The sequence below is a fragment of the Amycolatopsis endophytica genome (genome assembly GCF_013410405.1).
GTDB lineage: Bacteria > Actinomycetota > Actinomycetes > Mycobacteriales > Pseudonocardiaceae > Amycolatopsis_E > Amycolatopsis_E endophytica.
On the sequence record NZ_JACCFK010000002.1, the window covers coordinates 719,412 to 740,662 of the forward strand.

Annotated in this window: 8 protein-coding genes; 3 read left to right on the plus strand and 5 right to left on the minus strand. The window is 72.9% G+C overall.

From position 1 onward, the window contains the following. Positions 1-15 precede the first annotated feature (15 nt). Genes HNR02_RS29110 through entS form a run of 3 tightly spaced genes read left to right on the plus strand, consistent with a single transcriptional unit; the run spans position 16 to position 3,140 of the window. Positions 16-1,074: an ABC transporter substrate-binding protein gene (locus tag HNR02_RS29110; RefSeq protein WP_179776850.1), complete on the plus strand. Its 1,059-nt coding sequence runs from the start codon at positions 16-18 to the stop codon at positions 1,072-1,074. After that, the gene (locus HNR02_RS29115; protein WP_179776851.1) at positions 1,074-1,898 is read left to right on the plus strand and encodes a siderophore-interacting protein; all 825 of its coding nucleotides are present in this window, start codon (positions 1,074-1,076) and stop codon (positions 1,896-1,898) included. Before HNR02_RS29110 ends, HNR02_RS29115 begins: the two co-directional genes overlap by 1 nt. Then, positions 1,899-3,140: an enterobactin transporter EntS gene (entS, locus tag HNR02_RS29120; RefSeq protein WP_179776852.1), complete on the plus strand. Its 1,242-nt coding sequence runs from the start codon at positions 1,899-1,901 to the stop codon at positions 3,138-3,140. A 46-nt stretch (positions 3,141-3,186) separates the two neighbouring features. Here entS and HNR02_RS29125 read toward each other — a convergent pair whose 3' ends face one another. The 5 genes from HNR02_RS29125 to HNR02_RS29145 are packed head-to-tail and all read right to left on the minus strand — an operon-like array spanning position 3,187 to position 21,247. Then, positions 3,187-18,369 carry a non-ribosomal peptide synthetase gene (locus HNR02_RS29125; protein ID WP_179776853.1) on the minus strand — a complete coding sequence of 5,061 codons (15,183 nt, stop codon included), beginning with the start codon at positions 18,367-18,369 and terminating at the stop codon, positions 3,187-3,189. Positions 18,370-18,391: 22 nt separating this feature from the next. Beyond that, entirely contained in the window at positions 18,392-18,808 is a 417-nt protein-coding gene (panD, locus tag HNR02_RS29130; RefSeq protein WP_179776854.1) for an aspartate 1-decarboxylase, read from the minus strand. Positions 18,809-18,818: 10 nt separating this feature from the next. Then, the gene (locus tag HNR02_RS29135) at positions 18,819-20,339 is read right to left on the minus strand and encodes an FAD-dependent oxidoreductase (protein WP_179776855.1); all 1,521 of its coding nucleotides are present in this window, start codon (positions 20,337-20,339) and stop codon (positions 18,819-18,821) included. A gap of 18 nt (positions 20,340-20,357) precedes the next feature. Beyond that, positions 20,358-20,594: a phosphopantetheine-binding protein gene (locus HNR02_RS29140; protein WP_179776856.1), complete on the minus strand. Its 237-nt coding sequence runs from the start codon at positions 20,592-20,594 to the stop codon at positions 20,358-20,360. Continuing rightward, positions 20,573-21,247, minus strand: coding sequence for an isochorismatase family protein (locus HNR02_RS29145; RefSeq protein ID WP_179776857.1), 675 nt, complete (start codon positions 21,245-21,247; stop codon positions 20,573-20,575). The genes HNR02_RS29140 and HNR02_RS29145 overlap by 22 nt, the downstream gene beginning before the upstream one ends. Positions 21,248-21,251 lie beyond the last annotated feature (4 nt).

The following is a 21,251-nucleotide window of genomic DNA, read 5'->3' on the forward strand; positions in this document are numbered from 1 at the left end:
GGCACTGTAAACCCCGTGGACGACAGCGAGGAGAACGGGACCATGTCGCTTGGCCTTCCGCCCATCACCCGGCGCAGAGCACTTCTCGGCGCGGCCGGAGTGGCCGCCACCGCCGTGCTCGCCGGATGCACGAACAGCGCCAACGACACCGCCCAGCAGACCGCGTCCACCGCAGGCGGCCCCTTCGACTTCACCGACGACCGCGGCCAGGCCGTCCACCTCGACGGCAAGCCGACCCGGATCGTCGCATACGCGGGTTCGGCCGCGGCGCTGTGGGAGTACGGAATCCGCCCGGTCGGCGTGTTCGGGCCGCAGAAGCTCGCCGACGGCAGCCCCGATCCGCAGGTGGGCCGCGTCGACCTGAGCGCGGTCACCTCGCTCGGCAACGCGTTCAACGAGTTCGACGTGCCGGCCTACATCAAGCTGGCGCCGGAACTGCTGATCTCCATGGTGGTCAACGCGAACGGGCTGTGGTACGTCCCGCAGGACTCCGCTGACGAGATCACCGGCAAGGCGCCCACCGTCGGCATCCGGATGGTGCGGGAAAGCGCCACCAAGGTCATCGAGCGGTACGAGGCGCTCGCCAAGGCGCTCGGCGCGGACACCGAGACCGACGCGATCAAGCAGGCCCGTTCGGAGTTCCAGACCGCGACCACGCGCCTGACCGACGTGGCGAAATCCAAGGGCGGTCTGCGGGTGCTCGCGGTGTACGGGTCGAAGGACAAGCCCTACATCGGCAACCCGCTGGCGCACGCGAGCCTGCGTTACCTCTACGAGGCGGGCGTGCCGATCACGAACGTGGGCGACCAGGCCGACACCGTGACCTGGGCACCGGACCTGAGCTGGGAGCAGATCAACCGCTACCCGGCCGACCTGATCCTCTACGACGTGCGGACCCAGGCGCTGACGCTGGACCAGCTCAAGCAGATCGACGTGTTCAACCAGCTGCCCGCGGTCAAGGCGGGCGCGCTCGTACCGTGGCGCACCGAGAACCCCTACACCTACTACTCCTACACGCAGATCGCGAACGAGGTCGCGGACGCGGTCGCGAAGGCCACCCCGGGACTCGTCTGATGGCGCGGCGCGAACGGCGGTGGTTCCCGATCGTGCTGCGGGAGCTGGAGGTGCTGCGCGCCTACGACCTCACGCCCCGCATGCGGCGCGTGGTGCTCGGGGGCGCCGAGCTGGGAGCCTTCCGCCGCTACGGGTTCGACCTCACGCCCTTCCACACCGAGGCGCCCGACGATCACGTCAAGCTGTTCTTCCCGGAGCCCGCCACCGGTGTGCTGACGCTGCCGGAGCAGGACGACGGGCATCTGGACTGGCCGGACGAGCCGCGCCCGATCGGCCGTGACTACACGCCGCGCCGGTTCGACGCCGAGGCCGGTGAGCTGGAGCTGGACTTCGTCGTGCACGCGGGCGGGATCGCTTCGGGCTGGGCCGCCTCGGCCCGTCCCGGCGACCGGATCTTCGTGGCCGGGCCGAAGATGGCGACGGTGGTGCCGGTGACCCCGGCCTGGTATCTGCTCACCGGCGACGAGACGGCGCTGCCCGCGATCGGCCGCTGGATCGAGGAGCTGGCGCCGGGCACGCCGGTGAAGGTCGTGGCCGAGGTGCCGGGGCCGGACGACGAGCTGAAGCTGGGCCCGGATGCCGAGGTGACGTGGCTGCACCGCGGCGACGCCGCGCCGGGGAGCGTGGATCTGCTGGCCCCGGCGCTGCGGGCGCTGGACTGGCCCTCCGACGACGTGTACGCGTGGGCGGCGGGCGAGACCGGCGTGATGCGTGGCGTGCGGGACCACCTTCGCAAGGAGCGCGGCCTGCCCGCCGAACGGGTGAACGTGACCGGCTACTGGAAGCGCGGTGAGTCCGCGTTCCCGTCGGAGCCGGGCGAATAGATGACGAAGCTGTTCATCGACCTCACGCCCGTGCGTGAGAGCCGTGGCTTCCGCGTGGTGTTCGTGGCCCGGACGGTGTCGCTGTTCGGGCTCGGGCTGTCGCAGGTGGCGCTGCCGGTGCAGGTGTTCGGCCTGACCGGATCGTCGGCGCAGGTCGGACTGGTGAGCCTGGCGATGGCGCTCGCGCTGCTGTGCGGGACGCTGCTGGGCGGAATCCTCGCCGACCGCGGTGACCGGCGCACGCTGATCGTGCGGGCGCGGACGCTGGCGATCCTGGCCGGGGTGGTGCTGCTGGTCAACGCGGCGCTGCCGTCGCCGTCGCTGTGGGCGCTGTACCTGGCCGACGTCGTCAACGGCTTCTCCGGCGGTCTCAGCTCGACGGTGCTGATGGCGGTGTCGCCCGCGCTGGTCGGGCGGGCGCAGCTGCCCGCCGCGGGCGCGCTGATGACGCTGACCACGCAGGTGGGGCTCATCGTCAGCCCGTCGATCGGCGGTCTGCTGATCGCGGGGCCCGGGCTGGCCTGGACGTACGGGATCGCCGTGGCGGCGGCGGTGTGCACGGCGGTCACGCTGCGGGGCCTGCCGAAGCTGCCGCCGGCGGCGACCGGGGAGGAACAGCGGCATCCGCTGCACGCGATGGCGGAGGGGCTGCGGTACGTGGTGCGGACGCCGGTGGTGTTCGGGCTGATGGTGATCGACCTGTTCCCGATGCTGCTGGCGATGCCGAACGCGCTGTTCCCGGCGGTGGCGGCGGAACGCTTCGGCGGTGACCCCGCGGTGACCGGCCTGTTCTACACCGCGCCCGCGATCGGCGCGATGGTCGCGGCGCTGACGAGCGGCTGGACGGGTTCGCTGCGGCGCCCCGGCTGGGTCCTGTGCGGGGCGATCGCCCTGTGGGGGCTGGGGGTCGCCGGGTTCGGGCTGTCGTCGGCCGTGTGGCTGGCCGTGGTGCTGCTGGCGGTCGCCGGGTTCGGCGACAGCGTGTCGGAAATCCTGCGGCGGGCCCTGATCCAGGCCCACACTCCGGATGCGTTGCAGGGCCGGGTGTCCAGCCTGTGGCTCTCCCAGGCGACGGTCGGTTCCGCGGCGGGCAACACGGTGTCCGGCTTCGCGGGCCGTTTCCTGGGCACCGGGGTGACCCTCGTCGGCGGCGGAGTGCTGTGCGTGGCCGGTGCGCTCGGGACGACGCTGTCGGTACGCGGACTGCGCACGGTGCGCACCGACGTCCCTGCCGAGAAGTAGCCGCTCACCCGACGGAGGGCCCGGCTGGCGGCCGGGCCCTCCGTCGTCACTGCGCGGTGAGGGCGGCGACGGTGCGGGCCTCGAACAGTTGCCGGGGCGTCAGCTCCAGACCGGCTTCCCGGGCGGCGGCGACCAGGCGCATGGCGAGCATGCTGTCGCCCCCGAGGTCGAAGAAGTCGTCGTCCGGGCTGACCGCGGGCAGGTCCAGCACTTCCGCGACCAGTGCGCACCACCGGCGTTCCGCGTCGGTTGCCGGGGGACGGCCCGAGGTGAGCGCGGCGAAGTCCGGTTCCGGCAGCGCCGCCACGTCCAGTTTGTTGTTCACCGTGTAGGGCAGCGCGTCCAGCGGCACCACCAGGGACGGCACCGCGTGCGCGGGCAGCACCCCGGCCAGGTGCGCGCGCAGCCCGGCGGGATCGGGAGCGGCCCCGAACACCACGTAGGCCACCAGGCGCTTGACCCCGCCGCGTTCGGACGGGACCACCGCGGCCGCGCGCACGCCGGGGGCAGCCATCACCGCGGCCTCCACCTCGCCCGGTTCGATCCGGAAGCCCCGGATCTTCACCTGGTCGTCGGCGCGGCCGAGGTACTCCAGCGCCCCGGACGGGGTCCACCGCACGATGTCGCCGGTCCGGTACATGCGCCCCCCGGGTGCGGCCACGAACCGGGACGCCGTCAATGAAGGCCGACCGTGGTAGCCCCGCGCGATCCCCGCCCCGGACAGGTACAGCTCCCCCGCCACGCCGGGCGGCACCGGCCGCAGCTCGTGGTCCAGGACCCGCGCCACGGCGCCCCGCACGGGACGTCCGATGACCGGCCGCTCGCTGTCGGCGGCCCAGGCGAACGTCGCGTCCACCGTGCCCTCCGTCGGCCCGTACAGGTTCACCGCCGCGCGGTCCCGCAGGCGCTGCCACGCCGCGTCGGGGATCGCCTCGCCGCCGACGCCCAGCGTCAGCAACGGCAACTCGATCCCGGTGGCCGCGATCTCGGCGAACACCGACGGCGCGACCTCGATGAAGTCGATCGCGTCGTCGGCCAGCCGTCGCGCCATCGCCGCCGGATCACGCTGCAGCTCCTCGTCGAACAGGTGCACCGCGTGCCCGTGGTACATCCACAGCAGCGGCTGCCACGAGGCGTCGAACGAGAACGACCACGCGTGCGCCACCCGCAGCCGCCGCCCGCCTGCCCGCTCGACCGTGGGCTCGTACAGCTCACGACGGTGGCTGTGGAACAGGTTGACGATGTTGCGCTGCTCCACCACCACACCCTTCGGGGTGCCGGTGGACCCGGAGGTGTAGATCAGGTACGCGGCGTCCTCGCCCCGCAGCGGTGCACCCCGTTCGGCGTCGGTGACCGGACCGTCCGGCAAGCCGCCGATACCGTCCAGTGTGGACAGCACGACCGCGGGGCGGGCGTCGTCCAGCATGAACCGGATCCGCTCCGCCGGGTAGGCGGGGTCGATCGGCAGGTACGCCGCGCCCAGCCGGTGCACGGCCAGCAGCGCCACGACGAACTCCGGCACGCGCGGGAACTCCAGCGCCACCACCGATCCCGGTTGCACACCCCGCGCCAGCAACGCCCGCGCCAGACGGTTCGCGGTCGAGTCCAGCTCGCCGAACGTCCAGCTCCGCCGTCCGACGAGCGCCACCGCGTCCGGGTCCCGCTCCACCTGCGCCCGGAACAGCCCGTCCAGAGTGGAGGGGCCGGACACGTCCGCGGCGGCGCCGTGTGACCACGATTCCAGCAGCTCCCGTTCCGCCGTGGGCAGTGCCTCGACGGACGCGGCGGGCCGGTCCGGATCCGCGGTCAGCGACCGCAGCACCGTGTCCAGCCGCGCGGCCATGCGCTCGACCTCGTCGCGGGCGAACACGTCCGGCCGGAATTCCAGGACGATCCGGAACTCCTCCTGCGGGTACACCGCGACCGTCAGCGGGTAGTGCGTCACCGACCGCCCGCCGACCCGGTCCACCTCCAGCCCGCAGCCGCGTGCCTCGGCCTTCACCAGATCGGCCTCGACCGGGAAGTTCTCCACCACCAGTAGCGTGTCGAACAGCGGTCCGGTGACGGCCTGGAGGTCGGCCAGCCCGGTGTGCTCGTATTCGACCAGTGCCGACTGCTGCGCCCACAACCGGCGGATACCCTCCGCGGCGCTGCCCGCGCCGCCGCTGCGCACCCGCACCGGCACGGTGTTGATGAACAGCCCCGGCACCGATCCGGCACCGGGCAGCTCCGCGGGCCGCCCGGACACGGTCGTGCCGAACACGACATCGGACCGCCCGGTGAGCCGACCCAGCACCGTGCCCCAGGCGTACTGCAGGACCGTGTTGACGGTGACGCCCAGCTTCCGCGCCAGTGCGCCGACGGCCGTGACGAGCGACCGATCGACATCGAGCACGACGTCCTCGCTGTCGGACACCGTCGCCTCGGCACCGGCCGGCGCCAGGTACGTCGGCTCGGTGATTCCCTCCAGCGCCCGGGTGTAGGCGCGGACCCCGGCCCCGGCGTCCTTGCCGCCCAGCAGGTTCAGGAAGTCCTGATAGGACGGCCCGGCCGGCTCCGCCCAGGTTCCGGCGTAACGGGCGAACAGCTCCCGCGCGAGAAGCGGCAGCGACCAGCCGTCCAGGATCAGGTGGTGGTTGGTGACCACGAGCCGGTGCTCCCCCGGCGCGATCCGGGCGAGCAGGAACCGCAGCAGCGGCGGGCGGTCCAGGGCGAACCGGCGTTCCCGCTGCTCACGCTCCATGCGCGGCAGGTCCTCCTCGGTCGCGTCGACCACCTCGAACTCCGCTGCGGTCTCCTCGCCGACGAAGGCACCGGCGCTGGTGAACCCGGCACGCAGGTTCGGCCTGGCCCGCAGCAGATCCGCTGCCGCGTCCCGCAATCGCGGAACGTCGAGGTCGCCGGAGACCCGCAGCACCAGCTGCATCGTGTAGACGTCCGGGCCGTCACCGTCGAAAGTGGACAGGAAGAACAGGCCGCGCTGCAACGGGGTCAGCGTCGGCGCCTCCCCGGTGACGACGGCCGCCGGTTCGGCCATGGCGGCCCGCTCCGCGAGACCGGCGACCGTCGGGTGGTCGAAGACGGTGCGGACATCGAGGTCCAGCCCGGCCTCACGGGCGGCGCTGACGACCCGCATCGCGGCGATCGAGTCACCGCCCAGGCCGAAGAAGTCGTCCCGCCGTCCGACGGCGTCCAGACCGAGCACTCCGCACACGATCGAGGCGATCGCGCGCTCGGACTCGCCCCGCGGCTCGTCGCCCTCGCCGACCACCGGCCCCTCCGGCGCGGGCAACGCGCGGCGGTCGATCTTGCCGGTGCCGGTGAGGGGCAGGGCATCCAGCGGCACCAGCACGTTCGGCACCATCGCGCCGGGCAGCAGTCCCGCCACGTGCTCGCGCACCTCGGCCGGGTCCGCGCCGGACACCAGGTAGCCGACGAGCCCGCCGTCGTGCACCGCGGCGGCCGCGGCGGACACGCCGGGGTGGCTCGCCAGTGCCGCCTCGACCTCGCCCAGCTCGATCCGGACGCCCCGGATCTTGACCTGGTCGTCGGCGCGGCCCAGCAACGCGATGCCGCCGTTCCGGCGGACACCCAGGTCGCCCGTGCGGTAGAGCCGTTGCCCGTCCGGGGCAGCGACGAACCGCGTGGCGGTCAGCTCCGGCGATCCGAGGTAACCGCGTGCGAGACCGGCCCCCGACAGGTACACCTCACCCGGCACGCCGTCCGGAACCGGGCGCAGCGCGGCGTCGAGCAAGTGGCACGCGGTGTTGTCGATCGGCGTGCCCACACCCGAACCGGGTTCGGCGGTCAGGCAGGCCAGGCTGTCGCCGCTGGCCTCGGAGCTGCCGTAGAAGTTGGCCAGCCGCGCGCCGGGCAGTGTCTTCGCGAAACGCTCGGCCAGCGCGTCGGCCAGTGGCTCACCGCTGCAGATCCACTCCCGCACCGAGGTCAGGGATCCGGCCTCGTCGAGCAGGGCCGACAGCAGGCTCGGCACCAGCGTGACGCGCCGGACCTGATGGCGGGCGATCAGGCGCGCCAGCGCCCGGTGGTCCCGGACGGCGTCGTCCCCGGCCAGGACCACGCGCGCTCCGGCCAGCAGGGCCGAAAGCAGTTCGGTGGAGGCGTCGACGAAGCTGATCGACGATTTCGCGATCACCGTGTCGCCGGGCGCGAGCGGCTGCACCCGCTGCTGCCAGGCCAGCCGGTTCGCCAGCCCGCCCTGGGTGCCCACGACGGCCTTCGGGGTGCCCGAGGAGCCGGAGGTGAACAGCACCGACACCGGCTGGTCCGGCCGCACCGTCACCGGGCGGACCGGCCGCAGCGGAACCTGCTCCAGGTCCACGATTTCGGCATCGGTGTCCGGCAGCCGGACTTCCGGGGTGGTCAGGATCCAGCCGGGCCGGGCGGCGCCGAGCATCGCGGCCAGGCGCGCCCGTGGGTGCCCCGGATCGAGCGGCAGGTACGCGGCGCCGCCGCGGAGCACGCCGAGCAGGCCGATCACCAGGTGCGCGGTGCGCGGAACCGCCAGTCCCACCACGGTTTCCGGCCCGGCGCCGCGGGCGCGCAGGTCGGCGGCGACGCGGTCGGCCGCGGTGAGCAGCCCGGCGTAGGTCCACTCCCCCTCGTCGGTGACCAGCGCGACCGCGTCGGGCGTCCGCGCGGCCTGCGCGGCGAAGCGGTCGGCGACCGAGCCGTCCACGGCGATTTCCGTGCCGTGCGACGCTTCCCCGGACGAGGGCAGCGGGTCGAACCGGCCCATCCGCCGGTCCGGATCGTCCGCGAACTCGCCCAAAAGCCCGGCCAGCATCCCCGGTACCCGCGCGGCGAGCTCGCCGGACAGCAGGTCCGGCCGGTAGGACAGGCGCAGCCGCAACCGGTCGTCGATCGGGTCGATGAGCAGCATCGCCGGGTAGTGGCTGCTGTCGGTCGGCTCGACCTCGCCGATGGTGAGCCCGGCGCGGCGCTGGATCTCGCTCAGCCGTCCGGAGTCGATCGGGTAGCTCTCGAACACGACGACGGTGTCGAACAGTTCGGGCAGGTCCGCGGCGCGCTGGATCTCGCCGAGGCTGACGTGCTGGTGGGCGACCAGCCCGGCCTGCTCGCCCTGGTGGCGGCGCAGGAATTCGCGCACCGCCTCACCGGGACGCAACCGCGCCCGAACCGGCACCGCGTTGATGAACAGGCCGACCATGCGCTCGACGTCGGGCAGTTCGGCGGGCCGCCCGGCGACGGTCATGCCGAACAGCACGTCGTCGCGGCCCGTGAGCCTGCCGAGCACGATCGCCCACGCGGCCTGCACGAGCGTGTTGAGCGTGACCCGCTCGGCCCGCGCCAGGTCACGCAGGCGTGCGGTGAGATCCGGGTCGAGCAGGTGCGCGGTGGTCCGGGGCGTGGACTCTGCGGCGGGCCGCGGCGCACCGATCAGGGTCGGCTCGGTGACCCCGGCCAGCGCGTCGCGCCAGGCGGCACGGGCGTCGCCGGCGTCCTGGCGGGCGAGCCAGGCCAGGTAGTCCCGGTAGTCGGCGGCGGGCGGCAGCGCGGCCGTCGATCCGCCGTCGGCGTAGGCGGTGAGCACCTCGCCGATCAGCAGCGGGCTGGACCAGCCGTCCATCAGGACGTGGTGGCTGTGCAGCACGAACCGGTAGTCGCGCGGGCCGAGGCGGCCCAGGATGATCCGCACCAGCGGCGGACGGGACAGGTCGAACGGCTCCGCGGTGAGTTCCGCCAGGCGCCGCGCGAACTCGGCCTCCGAGGCGGCGTCGACCTCGTGCCACGGGATGTCCACGTGGTCGGCGATGACCTGCACGGGCTCGCGCAGACCGTCCGAGTAGATCGCCGCGCGCAGGTTCGGGTACCGCGCGAAGACCGCGTCCACCGACCGGCGCAGCAGCGCGGCGTCCAGGCCGCCGGTCAGCTCCAGCGACAGGGTCACGGTGTAGAAGTCGGCGCCGAGCGCGGACTGGACGTAGAACCCCTGCGCCAGCGGCGACAGCGGGAGGATCGCCTCCAGCCCGGCGGTCTGCTCGCGGGCCCAGCGGGCCTCGATCAAGTCGCGTTCGCCCGCATCCGGCCCGAGATCGATGTCCGCAAGGGACCCGCCAGAGACGGGCCGGGCCACGCTTGCCAGCCCGCCGATCGTCGGATGCTCGAACACCGCGCGCGGCTCGAACTCCCAGCCCGCCGCGCGCGCCCGCGCGAGCAGCTGGATCGAGGCGATCGAGTCGCCCCCGGCGGCGAAGAAGTTGTCCGCCGTGCCGACCCGGTCCACGCCGAGGAGTTCGGCGGTCAGCCCGCACAGGACGCGTTCGGCCTCGGTGACCGGTTCGACGTGCTCGCTCACGGCGAACTCGGGGGCAGGCAGCGCACGCAGGTCGAGTTTGTTGTTGGGGGTCAACGGGAACTCATCGAGCACCACCACGGCCGCGGGCACCATGTAGTCCGGCAGCGACGCCGCCGCCGTGGCACGAAGTTCAGCGGTGTCCACCGCCGCATCGGCGGTCAGGTAGGCGACCAGGCGGTCGTCGACCACGGACACCACGCACTGGCGGACACCGGGCTGCGCGGCGAAGGCGTGCTCGACCTCGCCCAGTTCGATCCGCAGACCGCGGATCTTGACCTGGTTGTCGGCGCGGCCGTGGTAGAGCAGTTCGCCCTCCGGCGTCCACGAGCACACGTCACCGCTGCGGTAGAGCCGGTCGCCGGGCGCGCCGAACGGATCGGCGACGAACCGTTCGGCGGTCAGGGCCGGGCGGCCGAGGTAGCCGTAGGCGATGCCGTCGCCGCCGAGGTACAGCTCACCGCGCACGCCGACGCCGACCGGGCGCAGGAACTCGTCGAGCACATAGCAGGTCTTGTTGACGTCCGGCTTGCCGATCGGGATGACCGTGCCCGCGCGGGCCGGATCGGTGTCCCACATGGTCGAGTTGACCGTGGCCTCGGTCGGGCCGTAGGCGTTGACCATCCGGTGCACGCTGGCCCATTCGGCGACCAGCTTCGCCGACATGGCCTCGGTGCCGACGGTCAGCGTGCAGCCCGCGGGCAGGCAGCCGGGACCGGGCAGCGAGTTCACCACCGACGGCGGGATGACCGCGTGGGTCAGCCCGGCGGCGCGCGCGAACTCCGCGAACGCCTCACCGGCGCGCGCGTGCTCGGGTGCGATCACGAGCGTGCCGCCGGAGAACAGCGTGTGCGACAGCTCGGCGAAGGTGACGTCGAACCCGGGCGTGGCGAACTGGCTGCACACGCACCCGTCCAGCGGGCCGGTGCTGCGCTCGAAGGTCGCCACGAGCGCGGCCAGTCCCGAGTTCGGCACGACCACGCCCTTGGGCAGACCGGTCGAGCCGGAGGTGAAGATCGCGTACGCCGGGTCGAGCACGGTCGTCGTGGCCTCGCTCGGCAGCGGCTCGTCGCTCAGCGCGGCGAGGCGCCGGTCGTCCGGATGGACCACCGTCGCGTCGCCGGTGTCGATCTTCGCGGCCACCTCGGGGGTGGTCACGACGAGGCGCGCCTCCGCGGTCTCCAGGATGTGCGCGATCCGGGCCGGCGGGTAGTTCGGGTCGACCGGCACGTACACCGCGCCGAGCGCTCCGGCGGCGAGCATGCTGATCCACACGTGCGGGGTGCGCGGCAGCAGCACGACGACGTGGTCGCCGCGCCCGGCGCCGCGCTCGGCGAAGAGCCGCGCCAGTTTCCGGGCCCGGGAGGCGGTTTCGGCGTAGCTGTATTCGACGTCGTCACCGATCAGGGCCGGGCGGTCGGGGACGCGTTCGGCGTGGCGGTGGAACAGCTGCCACAGCGTCCGCCGTTCCAGGTCCTGCGCGGTGTCGTTGAAGCGGTGCACAACCAGTTCGCGCTCGGGGTCGTCGGTCACCGGCGCCTGGCTCAGCCGCCGCGCGGGGTCGGCGAGCAGGTGTTCCAGCAGGCGCACCAGCTTGTCGAGCAGGCCGTTCGCGGTGGAGCGGTCGAACAACGCGGTCGCATACGACAGGGACAGCGTCCAGGCCGTGTCCCAGCCGGAGTCCCATTCGGTGAGGTCGAAGGCCAGGTCGTACTTGGCGACCGCGTAGCCGGGCCGGAGGCGTTGCGCGGCCAGTCCGGCGAAGTCCGGCGTCCGGCGCGAGCGCCGGTTGTGCGCCACCGACACCTGGAACAGCGGGTGCCGGGACAGCGACCGTTCCGGGTTGAGCAGCTCCACGACCCGCTCGAACGGCAGGTCCTGGTGCGCGAACGCCTCGGCGTCGGCCTGCCGGACGCGGTCCAGCAGTTCGGTGAAGGCCGGGTCACCGCTGACGTCGGTGCGCAGCACGACGGTGTTGACGAACAGGCCGACCAGATCTTCGGTGCCCGCCGGGCGGCCGGACACCGGCACGCCGAGCGGGATGTCGGTGCCCGCGCCGAGCGTGCGGAGCAGCACTGCGACCGCGGCCTGCAGCACCATGAACGGGGTGGCCCCCTGCCGGGCCGCGACCTGCCCGATCCGCTCGGTCAACGCCGCGGGCAGCGTGGTTTCGGCCAGCGCTCCGGCGTAGTCGGCCCGCGCCGGGCGGGGCCGGTCGGCGGGCAGCACGGTCTCTTCCGGCAGCCCGTCCAGCGTGGCGGTCCAGAACTTTTCCGCGTCCCCAGTGGACTGCTCGCGCTGCCAGACGGCGTAGTCGGCGTAGGTGACCGGCAGCGGCTCGAACCGCGGCGCCGATCCGGTGGTGCGGGCGCGATAGGCCGCGGCGAGGTCGGTCAGCAGCGGGGTCACCGACAGCTCGTCGGCCGCGTGGTGGTGGACCAGCAGCAGCACGACGGGATCGCCGCCGTCGCGGCCGACGATGATCCGCCACGGCTGCTCGGTGTCCAGCACGAACGGGTGGTGCAGGTCGGCTTCGGTGAGCGGGCCCTCGCGGACCTCGACGACGGGAACAGCCGGGACGAGGTGCTGCCGCGCGACGCCGTCGGTCTCCACCAGCAGGGTGCGCAGCGGCTCGTGCCGCTCGGCCACGTCGGTGCACGCGGCCCGGAACGCGTCGAGGTCGAGTGCGCCGCCGAAGCGGAGCAGGAACGGGATGTTGTAGTTCGAGGCCGGGCCGTCCAGCCGGTAGAGGAACCAGAGTCGTTGCTGCGCGGGGGAAAGCGGGGCGGGTCCGTCGTGATCGCGTCGCATCGGTCCGGATGCCCCGGCCGATCCGCCGGAGAGCCGGGCCGCGAGCCCGGCGACCGTGGGCGCGGTGAACACGTCGGTGACGGTCGCGGAATCGGAGATCGTCGCCCGGATCCGCGCCAGCAACCGGGTGGCGAGCAGGGAATGCCCGCCCAGTGCGAAGAAACTGTCGTGCACGCCGACCTCGTCCACCCCGAGGACGTCGGCGAACAGCTCCGCCAGTGTGCGCTCCTCGGGCGTGCGCGGCGCGGTCCGCTCCGGTGCCGCCGCGGCGGCCGGTTCGGGCAGGCGGGCCCGGTCGACCTTGCCGCTGGGCGAGAGCGGCAGGTCCGTCATCGGCACGAACACCGACGGGACCAGGTAGTCCGGCAGGACCTCCGACGCGTGCCGCCGCAGCTCGGCCTCGTCGGCCTCGCCCACGACGTAGGCGACGAGCTGCTCGCCCCGCGCGACGACGACCGACGTCGTCACCGCGGAGTGTTCGCCGAGCACGGCCTCCACCTCGCCCGGTTCGATCCGGAACCCGCGCACCTTCACCTGGAGGTCGGCGCGGCCCAGCACCTCCAGCTCACCGTCGGCACGCCAGCGCGCCAGGTCGCCGGTGCGGTACCGGCGCCGCCCGTCCGGCGCGGCGACGAACCGCGACGCGGTCAGCCCCGGCCGGTTCCAGTAACCGAAGGCCAGCCCGTCCCCGCCCAGGTACAGCTCACCCATGACGCCGGGCGGCACCGGCGCGAGGTCGGCGTCCAGGACGTGCACGGTGGTGTTCGCGATCGGCGCGCCGATCACCGGGCGCCGCGCCAGCTTTTCGTCGAGCACGGCGGCCGTGGACCAGATGGTGGTCTCGGTCGGTCCGTACAGGTTGGACACCGACCGCGCGCCCTCCACCAGCCGCGTGGCCAGCGACGGCGGCAGCGCCTCGCCTCCGACGAGGACACGCAGGCCGGACAGATCGGGGTAGCCCTCCACGATGGACCGCCAGAGCGAGGGCGTGGCCTGCATGACCGTGGCGCCGGTCGCGGTCAGCACCCGGCCGAGCTCCCGCGGGTCGTGCACCAGCTCCGGTGACCCGATCACCACGGCCGCCCCGCTGATCAGCGGCAGGTACAGCTCCAGCGCGGCGATGTCGAACCCGACGGTGGTGACCGCGACGAGCCGGTCGTCCGTACCGAGCGTGAACCGCGCGGCCATGTCCTGCAGGAAGTTCGCCAGCGCGCGGTGCCCGACGAGCACCCCCTTGGGCCGCCCGGTCGAGCCGGAGGTGAAGATCAGGTACGCCGGATCGGCCGGGCGCGGGCCGTCGGTCACCGGCTCGGCGGCGTCCGGCACGTCCGTCAGGTCCGCCTCGGTGAGGACGAACAGGGGCCGGGCGTCGGCGTAGAAGGCCGCGATCCGGGCCTCCGGCAACGACGGGTCGACCGGCAGGTAGGCGGCGCCGGTGGCGAGGGTCGCGAGCAGCCCGGCCACCAGGTTCGCGCCACGCGGCAGGGCCACCGCGACGACCTCGCCGCGCCGCGCGCCCCGCGAGCGCAGGAACGCGGCGAGGCGGAGCACGTCGTCGGCGAGCTGCCGGTAGGTCCGCTGCTCACCGCCGGGCACGATCACGGCGGTCGCGTCCGGGGTGGCCTCGGCCTGGGCCAGGAACAGCTCGACGAGGGTGCGGTCGCCGTACGGGCGCGCGGTGTCGTTGACGGTCTCCAGCAGGTGCCGGGTCTCCGCGGCGGTGAGCAGCGCGACCTCGTGCAGACGGCGGCTGGGCGCCTCGGCGAGCGTGTGCAGCATCGCCCGGTACCGCTCGGCGAGGCCGCGGACGGTGTCGGGCTCGAACAGATCGGTGCGGAATTCGAGGAACCCGGCGAGCCCGTCACCGCGCTCGGTCAGGTTCACGGTGAGGTCGAACTTCGCCGTGCCCGTGGACACCAGGCGTTGCCCCAGCGGGTGCGGACCGAGGTGGTCGGCGCCGCTGAGCGGGGCGTGGTAGGCGAACAGCACCTGGAACAGCGGGTGCGTGGCCAGTGACCGTTCCGGGTTGAGGTGCTCGACCAGCAGCTGGAAAGGCACGTCCTGGTGGTCGAAGGCGGACAGATCGGCCTCGCGCACGCGCCCGATCAGCTCGCGGAACGTCGGGTCGCCGCCGGTGTCGGTGCGCAGCACGACCGAGTTGACGAAGAACCCGGCGAGGTCGTCGAGCGCGGAGTCGGTGCGCCCGGCCACCGGCGTGCCCAGCACGATGTCGGTGCCCGCGCCCATGCGCGTCAGCAGCGCGGCGAAGCCCGCGTGCAGCACCATGAACAGCGAGGCACCGGCGTCGTCGGCCAGCGCGCGCAACCGGCCCGTCAGATCCGCGTCGAGCGTGAACTCGACGGTGGCACCGGCGGCCGAGGCGACCGCGGGGCGCGGCCGGTCCGTGGGCAGGCGCAGCTCCGCCGCGTCCGCCAGTGTCCCGGTCCAGAAGTCCAGTTGCCGCTTCGCGAGATCGCTGAGGCTGCCCGGGCGGCCGATGAGCTTGCGCTGCCAGCGGGCGAAGTCGCCGTAGCCGACGGGCAGCGGCGCGAACTCCGGCTCCGCTCCACGCAGCCGCGCCGCGTACGCGGTGGCGAGGTCGTCGGCCAGCGGCCGCAGCGACCACTCGTCGCCCGCGATGTGGTGCACCACCAGCAGCAGCGCCGATTCGGTGCCGGTCTCGGCCAGGCACGCCCACAGCGGCGGCTCGGTGGTCAGGTCGAACGGGTGCCGGGCGGCCTCGGCGACCGCCTCGTCGAGGTCCACGACCACGCGGTGCACCAGTTCGACCGCGTCCGCGGGCACCAGGCGCGCGACCGGCTCGTCCGGAACCGAGGCGTCCACCACCGAGCGCAGCACCTCGTGCCGGGTCACCAGGTCCTGCAGCGCGGCGCGCAGCACGGCGACGTCCGGTCGGCCGTCGATGCGCAGTTCGAGGGGGATGTTGTAGGCCGGTCCGGCCTCGTCCAGCTGGTGCAGGAACCACAGCTGTCGCTGGCCGTAGGACAGCGGGGTCTCGCCCGGCGTCCGCTCCAGCACCGGCCGTCCACTGTGCACGGCCAGCCGCGTCGCGGCCTGTGCCGGGGTGGGCGCGTCGAACAGGTCCCGCACCGCGAGCTCGGCCCCGAGCCGTTCCCGCACGAGCACCGACAGGCGCACCGCGAGCAGCGAATGCCCGCCGAGAGTGAAGAAGTCGTCATCCACCCCGGCCTCGACGCCGAGCAGCTCCGTGAACAGCCCACAGAGCGCCTGTTCTTCGGCGTTGGCGGGCGGGCGCGAGGACATCGAGCCGGAGGCGGAGACCTCGGGCAGCCGGTTGCGGTCCACCTTGCCGTTGGGGGTCAACGGGAACTCGTCGACGGCGACGACCAGCGACGGGACCATGTAGGCGGGCAGCACCTCGGCCGCGGTGTCGGCCACCCCGGTGGTGTCGTCGGCGGCCACGTAGGCGACCAGGCGGGTGTCCCCGGCGCCGAACTCACGGGCCACCACCACGGCCTGGCGGACGCGGTCGTCGCGTTCCAGTGCCGCCTCGATCTCGCCCAGCTCGATGCGGAACCCGCGGATCTTGACCTGGTGGTCGGTGCGGCCGAGCACGGTGAGCACGCCGTCGTCCCAGCGCGCCAGGTCCCCGGTGCGGTACATGCGGCCGGGCCCGAACGGGTCCGCGACGAACCGGGACGCGGTCAGCGCCGGCCGGGCGTGGTAGCCCTGCGCGACACCGGTTCCGGCGAGGTACAGCTCCCCCACCGCACCGTCGGGCACCGGGCGCAGCGCGCCGTCCAGCACATAGGCGCGGGTGTTGTCGATCGGTGTGCCCACCGGCGGCAGACCGGGTCCGGTCAGGTCCGTCGACGCCGACCAGATGGTGGTCTCGGTCGGCCCGTACACATTGGACACCGAGCAGCCGCGGTCGCGCAGCGCGCCGACCAGTTCCTCCGGCACGGCCTCGCCGCCGACGAGAGCCCGCAGGCCGTCCAGCCGGGCGCCGGTTTCGATGAGCCCGCGCCACAGCGACGGCGTGGCCTGCATGACCGTGACCCGCCGGTCCTCGATCTCGCGGGCGAGCAGGAACGGATCGCGGACGGTGTCGGCGTCGGCCAGCACGATCGTCGCGCCGGTGATCAGCGGCAGGTAGAACTCCAGCGCGAAGATGTCGAACCCGACGGTGGTGACCGCGAGCAGGACGTCGTCGCCGGTGAGCGGGAACCGGGACGCCATCGCGTGCAGGAAGTTCACCAGCGCCCGGCGCGGGATCACCACGCCCTTGGGACGGCCGGTCGAACCGGAGGTGTAGATCGTGTAGACCGGGGCGAGCGGTGAAGCGGTGTGCAGCGGTACCGGCGCCTCCTCGCCCCACGGGACGTCGATCTCGAAGCGCGGCACGGCGTCCACCTCGGGCAGAGTGCCCGAAGTGGTCACCAGCAGCGCGGGCGCGGCGTCGGCGAGCATGAACTCCACGCGGTCACGCGGATAGCCGGGATCGACCGGCAGGTAGGCCGCGCCCAGCTTCTGGATCGCCAGCAGCGCCGAAACCACCACGGCGGTGCGCGGCAGGGCGACCGCGACGAGGTCACCCGGCCGGACCCCGCGGGCCGCCAGCGCTCCGGCCAGCCGGTCGGACTCCTCGTCCAGTTCGCGGTAGGTCAGGGTGCGCGACGCGGTGATCACGGCGGGCCGGTCCGGATCGTCGGCGGCGCGGGCGGCGAACAGCACGGGCACGGTTTCCCGCTCGTCGAACTCCCGCGCGGTGTCGTTGCGGCCGTCCACGATCTCGCGGCGTTCGGCGTCACCGAGCAGGTCCAGCCGCGACAGCGCGGTCTCCGGGGAAACCGCCCACCGCGCGAGCAGGCCCAGGAAACGCTCGCGGTGCCCGGACAACGCGTCCTCGCTGTACAGCGCGGGGTTCGCGTCGAACGTCAGGCCGATCCGGTCGGTGTCGCCGACGGTCACGGTCACCGACAGGTCGTCGACCGGGCCCGGCGACAGCGGCACGCTGCGGCCGGGGCAGCCGCCGAAGTCCTCGGCCGTGTCGAAGGGCTTGACGTTGACCCAGGGGCCGAGCAGCCGCCGGCGCCCGCCGAGCAGCCTCAGATCGCGCCGCAGTTCCTCGGACCGGTACTTCTCGTGCTTGCGGACCTCCCGCACGCGCGCCGAGACCTGGCCGATCAGGTCACCGGCGCTCGCTCCCGGCGCGACCGACAGCCGCAGCGGCACCACGTTCACCGTCGTGCTCGGGATCCGCCGCGCCACCGAGCCGAACCGGCCCATGAACGGCATGCCCAGCACCACGTCCGGCGCGCCGGTCGCCAGGTGCACGTACAGCGCGAACGCCGCCGTGACGACCTCGCCGACGGTCACGCCGGTGTCCCGCGCCAGCTCCGTCAGCCGCGCCGAGACCTCCGCGCCCGCGTCACTCTCCTGCCGCCGGAAGCCCGCCGACGGCAGCGCGGTCCCCGGCGCCAGCGCCGCCGGTTCGATGCCGTCGGCGAACTCCTCGGCCCAGAACTCGCGGTCGGCCTTCTGCCGCTCCGAGCCCTGGTACTCCTGGTCCTCCGCCACGAGGTCGGCCAGCGGCCGGAACCTCGCGGGCGGAGGCGTCTCCTGCCGGACCGCGGCCGAGTAGCGCTGGGCCACCCGGCGCACGATCAGGCTGAACCCGTAGGCGTCGGCGAGGATGTGGTGGATCCGCTGGTACCACAGCACCCGCTGCTCGCCCACCACGAAGACCACTTCACGCACCAGCCGCGCGCCGGCGAGATCGCCGGGCGTGGTCAGGTCCGCCGCCATCGCCTCCCGCGCCGCCGCCACCGGGTCGGGCTCCGCGCGCAGGTCGGCAATCTCCACGCGGTCCCGTTCCGCATTCGGCGGCAGGATCTCCTGCTCGCCCTCGGCGGTCAGCCGCACCCGCAGCACGTCGACGTCCGCGATGGTCGCGGTGATCGCCGCCGCGAACGCCGCGACGTCGAGGTCGCCCTCGATGTCCAGGTAACGCGCGGTGTGGTAGGCCGGGCTGCCCGGATCGACCTGCTGGGCGGCCCAGATCGCCTGCTGGGCAAGGGTGAGCGGAAGCTGCGACAAGGGATCTCCGTGGTTCGTTCTGCTACGCCGTGGACCGGCCGCTGATCAGCTCCGGATCGCCGGGCACGGGCTCGGCGGGGTCGGTGCCGACCTTGATCTGGCGGTTGTCACCGTCCACGTGCACCACCGACGGCTTGTGCCGCGCGACCTCGCTCTCCTCGAACACCGCGTAGCTCATGACGATGACGAGGTCGCCCGGGTGCACCAGGTGGGCGGCCGCGCCGTTGACGCCGATGACGCCGCTGCCCGCGGGCCCGGTGATCGCGTAGGTCTCCAGCCGCGCGCCGTTGGTGATGTCGACGACCTGGACCTGCTCGCCCTCCACGATGTTCGCCGAGGCCATCAGGTCCGCGTCGATCGTCAGCGACCCCACGTAGTGCAGGTCGGCCTGCGTGACCGTGGCGCGGTGGATCTTGCCGTTCATCAGAATGCGCTGCATGCCACCCTCCTCACGGCGCCGCGGTCAGATCGGTCGCGGGCTCCTGCCAGTGCAGACCGTCCGGAGTGGACACGAGGCCGCCCTCGCGCACCGGGTTCACCGCGTTCTCGCCGTAGGCACCGCGGGCCTGCACCTCGTTCATGCCGTCCATCACGTCGCGCACGACCTTGGTGCCGAACAGGGCGAACATCCGCTCGCCGCTCTCGGTCTGCATGGTGCCGGTGCGCTCGACCGCGTCCTCCAGCGCCGTGCTCGACCCGCGGAAGCGCCGCACCACGGACTCGGCGTCGGTCAGCGCCTCCTCGTCGGAGGCGACACCGCCGACCAGCGTCACGAACGCCTCGATGTCGGTCGCGGAGAAGTTCGTGACCTTGCGGGCCTTCCAGAAGTAGGAGTCCTCATTGGCCTGCATATCGTAGAACGAGGACAGGAACTCGTAGAACACCCCGAACTCGTGGCGGTAGCGCGCCTCGAACTCGGCCATCGCCCGGTCCTCGGCGATCGTGCCGGCCAGCACGCTGTTGATCGAGCGCGCGGCGAGCAGACCCGAGTAGGTGGCCAGGTGCACGCCGGTGGAGAACACCGGGTCGATGAAGCACGCCGCGTCCCCGGCGAGCACGATGCCCGGCGCGGAGAACGAGTCGTTGGTGTAGGAGTAGTCCTTGCGCGTCCGGATCTCGCCGTAGGTGCCCTCGGTGACCCGCTTGGCCCCGGCGAGCATGTCGCGCACGATGTCGCAGCGGTCGATGAAGCCCATCAGGGACTTCTCGCGCTCCTCCTGCGTGCCGCGCACCTTGTCGGCCTGGTCGCGGTGCACGACCGCGCCGACGCTGGTGAGGTTGTCCGACAGCGGGATGTACCAGATCCAGCCCTCGTCGAAGGCGGCGCACAGGATGTTGCCCGAGTCGGGTGCGGGCAGGCGGCCGCCGCCCTCGAAGTAGCCGAACAGCGCCAGGTTCTTGAAGAAGTCGGAGTAGATCCGTTTGCCCTGGGCGTACTTCGACAGCCGGGTGCTGTTGCCCGAGGAGTCCACGACGAAGCGGGCCTCGATGGTGCGCGACTGCCCGCTCTCATCGGTGTAGGTGACGCCGGTGACCCGGCCGCCGGTCTGCACGGCGTCGGTGACAGCGCAGCCCTCGCGGACGTCGACGCCGAGCTTCTGCGCGTTGCGCAACAGGATCTCGTCGAACTTCATGCGCTCCACCTGGAACGCGGTCGAGTTCGCCGCGGACAGCTTGGGCGACAACGCGAACAGGAAGTTCCACGGCTGCGGGTTGACACCCCAGCGGAAGCTGCCGCCACGCTTGACGGTGAACCCGGCCTTCTCGATCTCCTCGGTGACGCCGAGCATACGGCAGACGCCGTGGATCGTCGCGGGCAGCAGCGACTCGCCGATCTGGTAGCGCGGGAAGTGCTCCTTCTCCAGCAACACCACCCGGTGCCCCGCCATCGCGATCAGGGACGCCGTGGTCGACCCCGCGGGACCGCCACCCACGACCACCACATCGGCGCGGTCATCAACGTTCGACATGTGCGTTCTCTCCTCGCGTCATCCGGCGCCCAGCAGCCGGTACCAGCCGGTGATGGTGGGGTCCTCGGCGAGCCGGACCAGGTCGACGTCCGCACCGGCCGCCCGCCACTTCGCGACCAGGTGCATCACCCTGATCGAGTCCATGCCGACGTCGATCAGGTCCTCGTCGTCGGTGACCTCCTCGCCATCGAGTTCGAGCACCTCCACGACGTCGGCGCGGATCTCTTCCAGCGTCAGCGCGCCGCTTGCGCCCACTGCTGCCTCCTGTTCGGTTCGGACAACTTCGCCACGAGGGCGTCGGTAGTGGTCACCACGGCGCAGCGCGAGGCCGCGTACCGCACCGCGAGCCGGTGGTCGTCGGCCGAGAAGTCCGCGACCGCGTCGGCGACGAAGAAGGGCTGCACGTCCTGCATGAACGCCTCGGCGGCGGTGAGCAGGCACCCCAGATGCGCGTAGACGCCGGTCACCACGAGCTGGTCGCGTCCCCAGCCGCGCATCCGGTCCCGCAGGTCGGTGCGCTGGAACGCGCTGTAGCGCCACTTGGTCAGCAGCACGTCGTCGGCGCCGGGGGTGAGTTCGGTGATGATGTTCTCCTGCTCCGGCACCGCGCGCAGGCCAGGGCCCCACAGGTCGGTCAGCAGCCTGCGGTCATCCGGTGCCTGGTCCCCGGGCTGGGCGGAGAACACCACCGGAATGCCCAGTGCGCGCGCCTCCGCGCACAGCCGCGCGATGTTGGGCACCACGGTCGCCAGCGGTTCCGCGTCGCGTTCGTAGGCGGCGATGAAGTACCGCTGCATGTCGTGCACGAGCAGCACGGCGCGCTCCGGATCGGCCGTCCAGGCGGCTTTGCTCTCCGGCAGCTCGTCGCCGCCGGGCACCGCGTACGGCGCGATCGTGGGTAGTGACACCGGT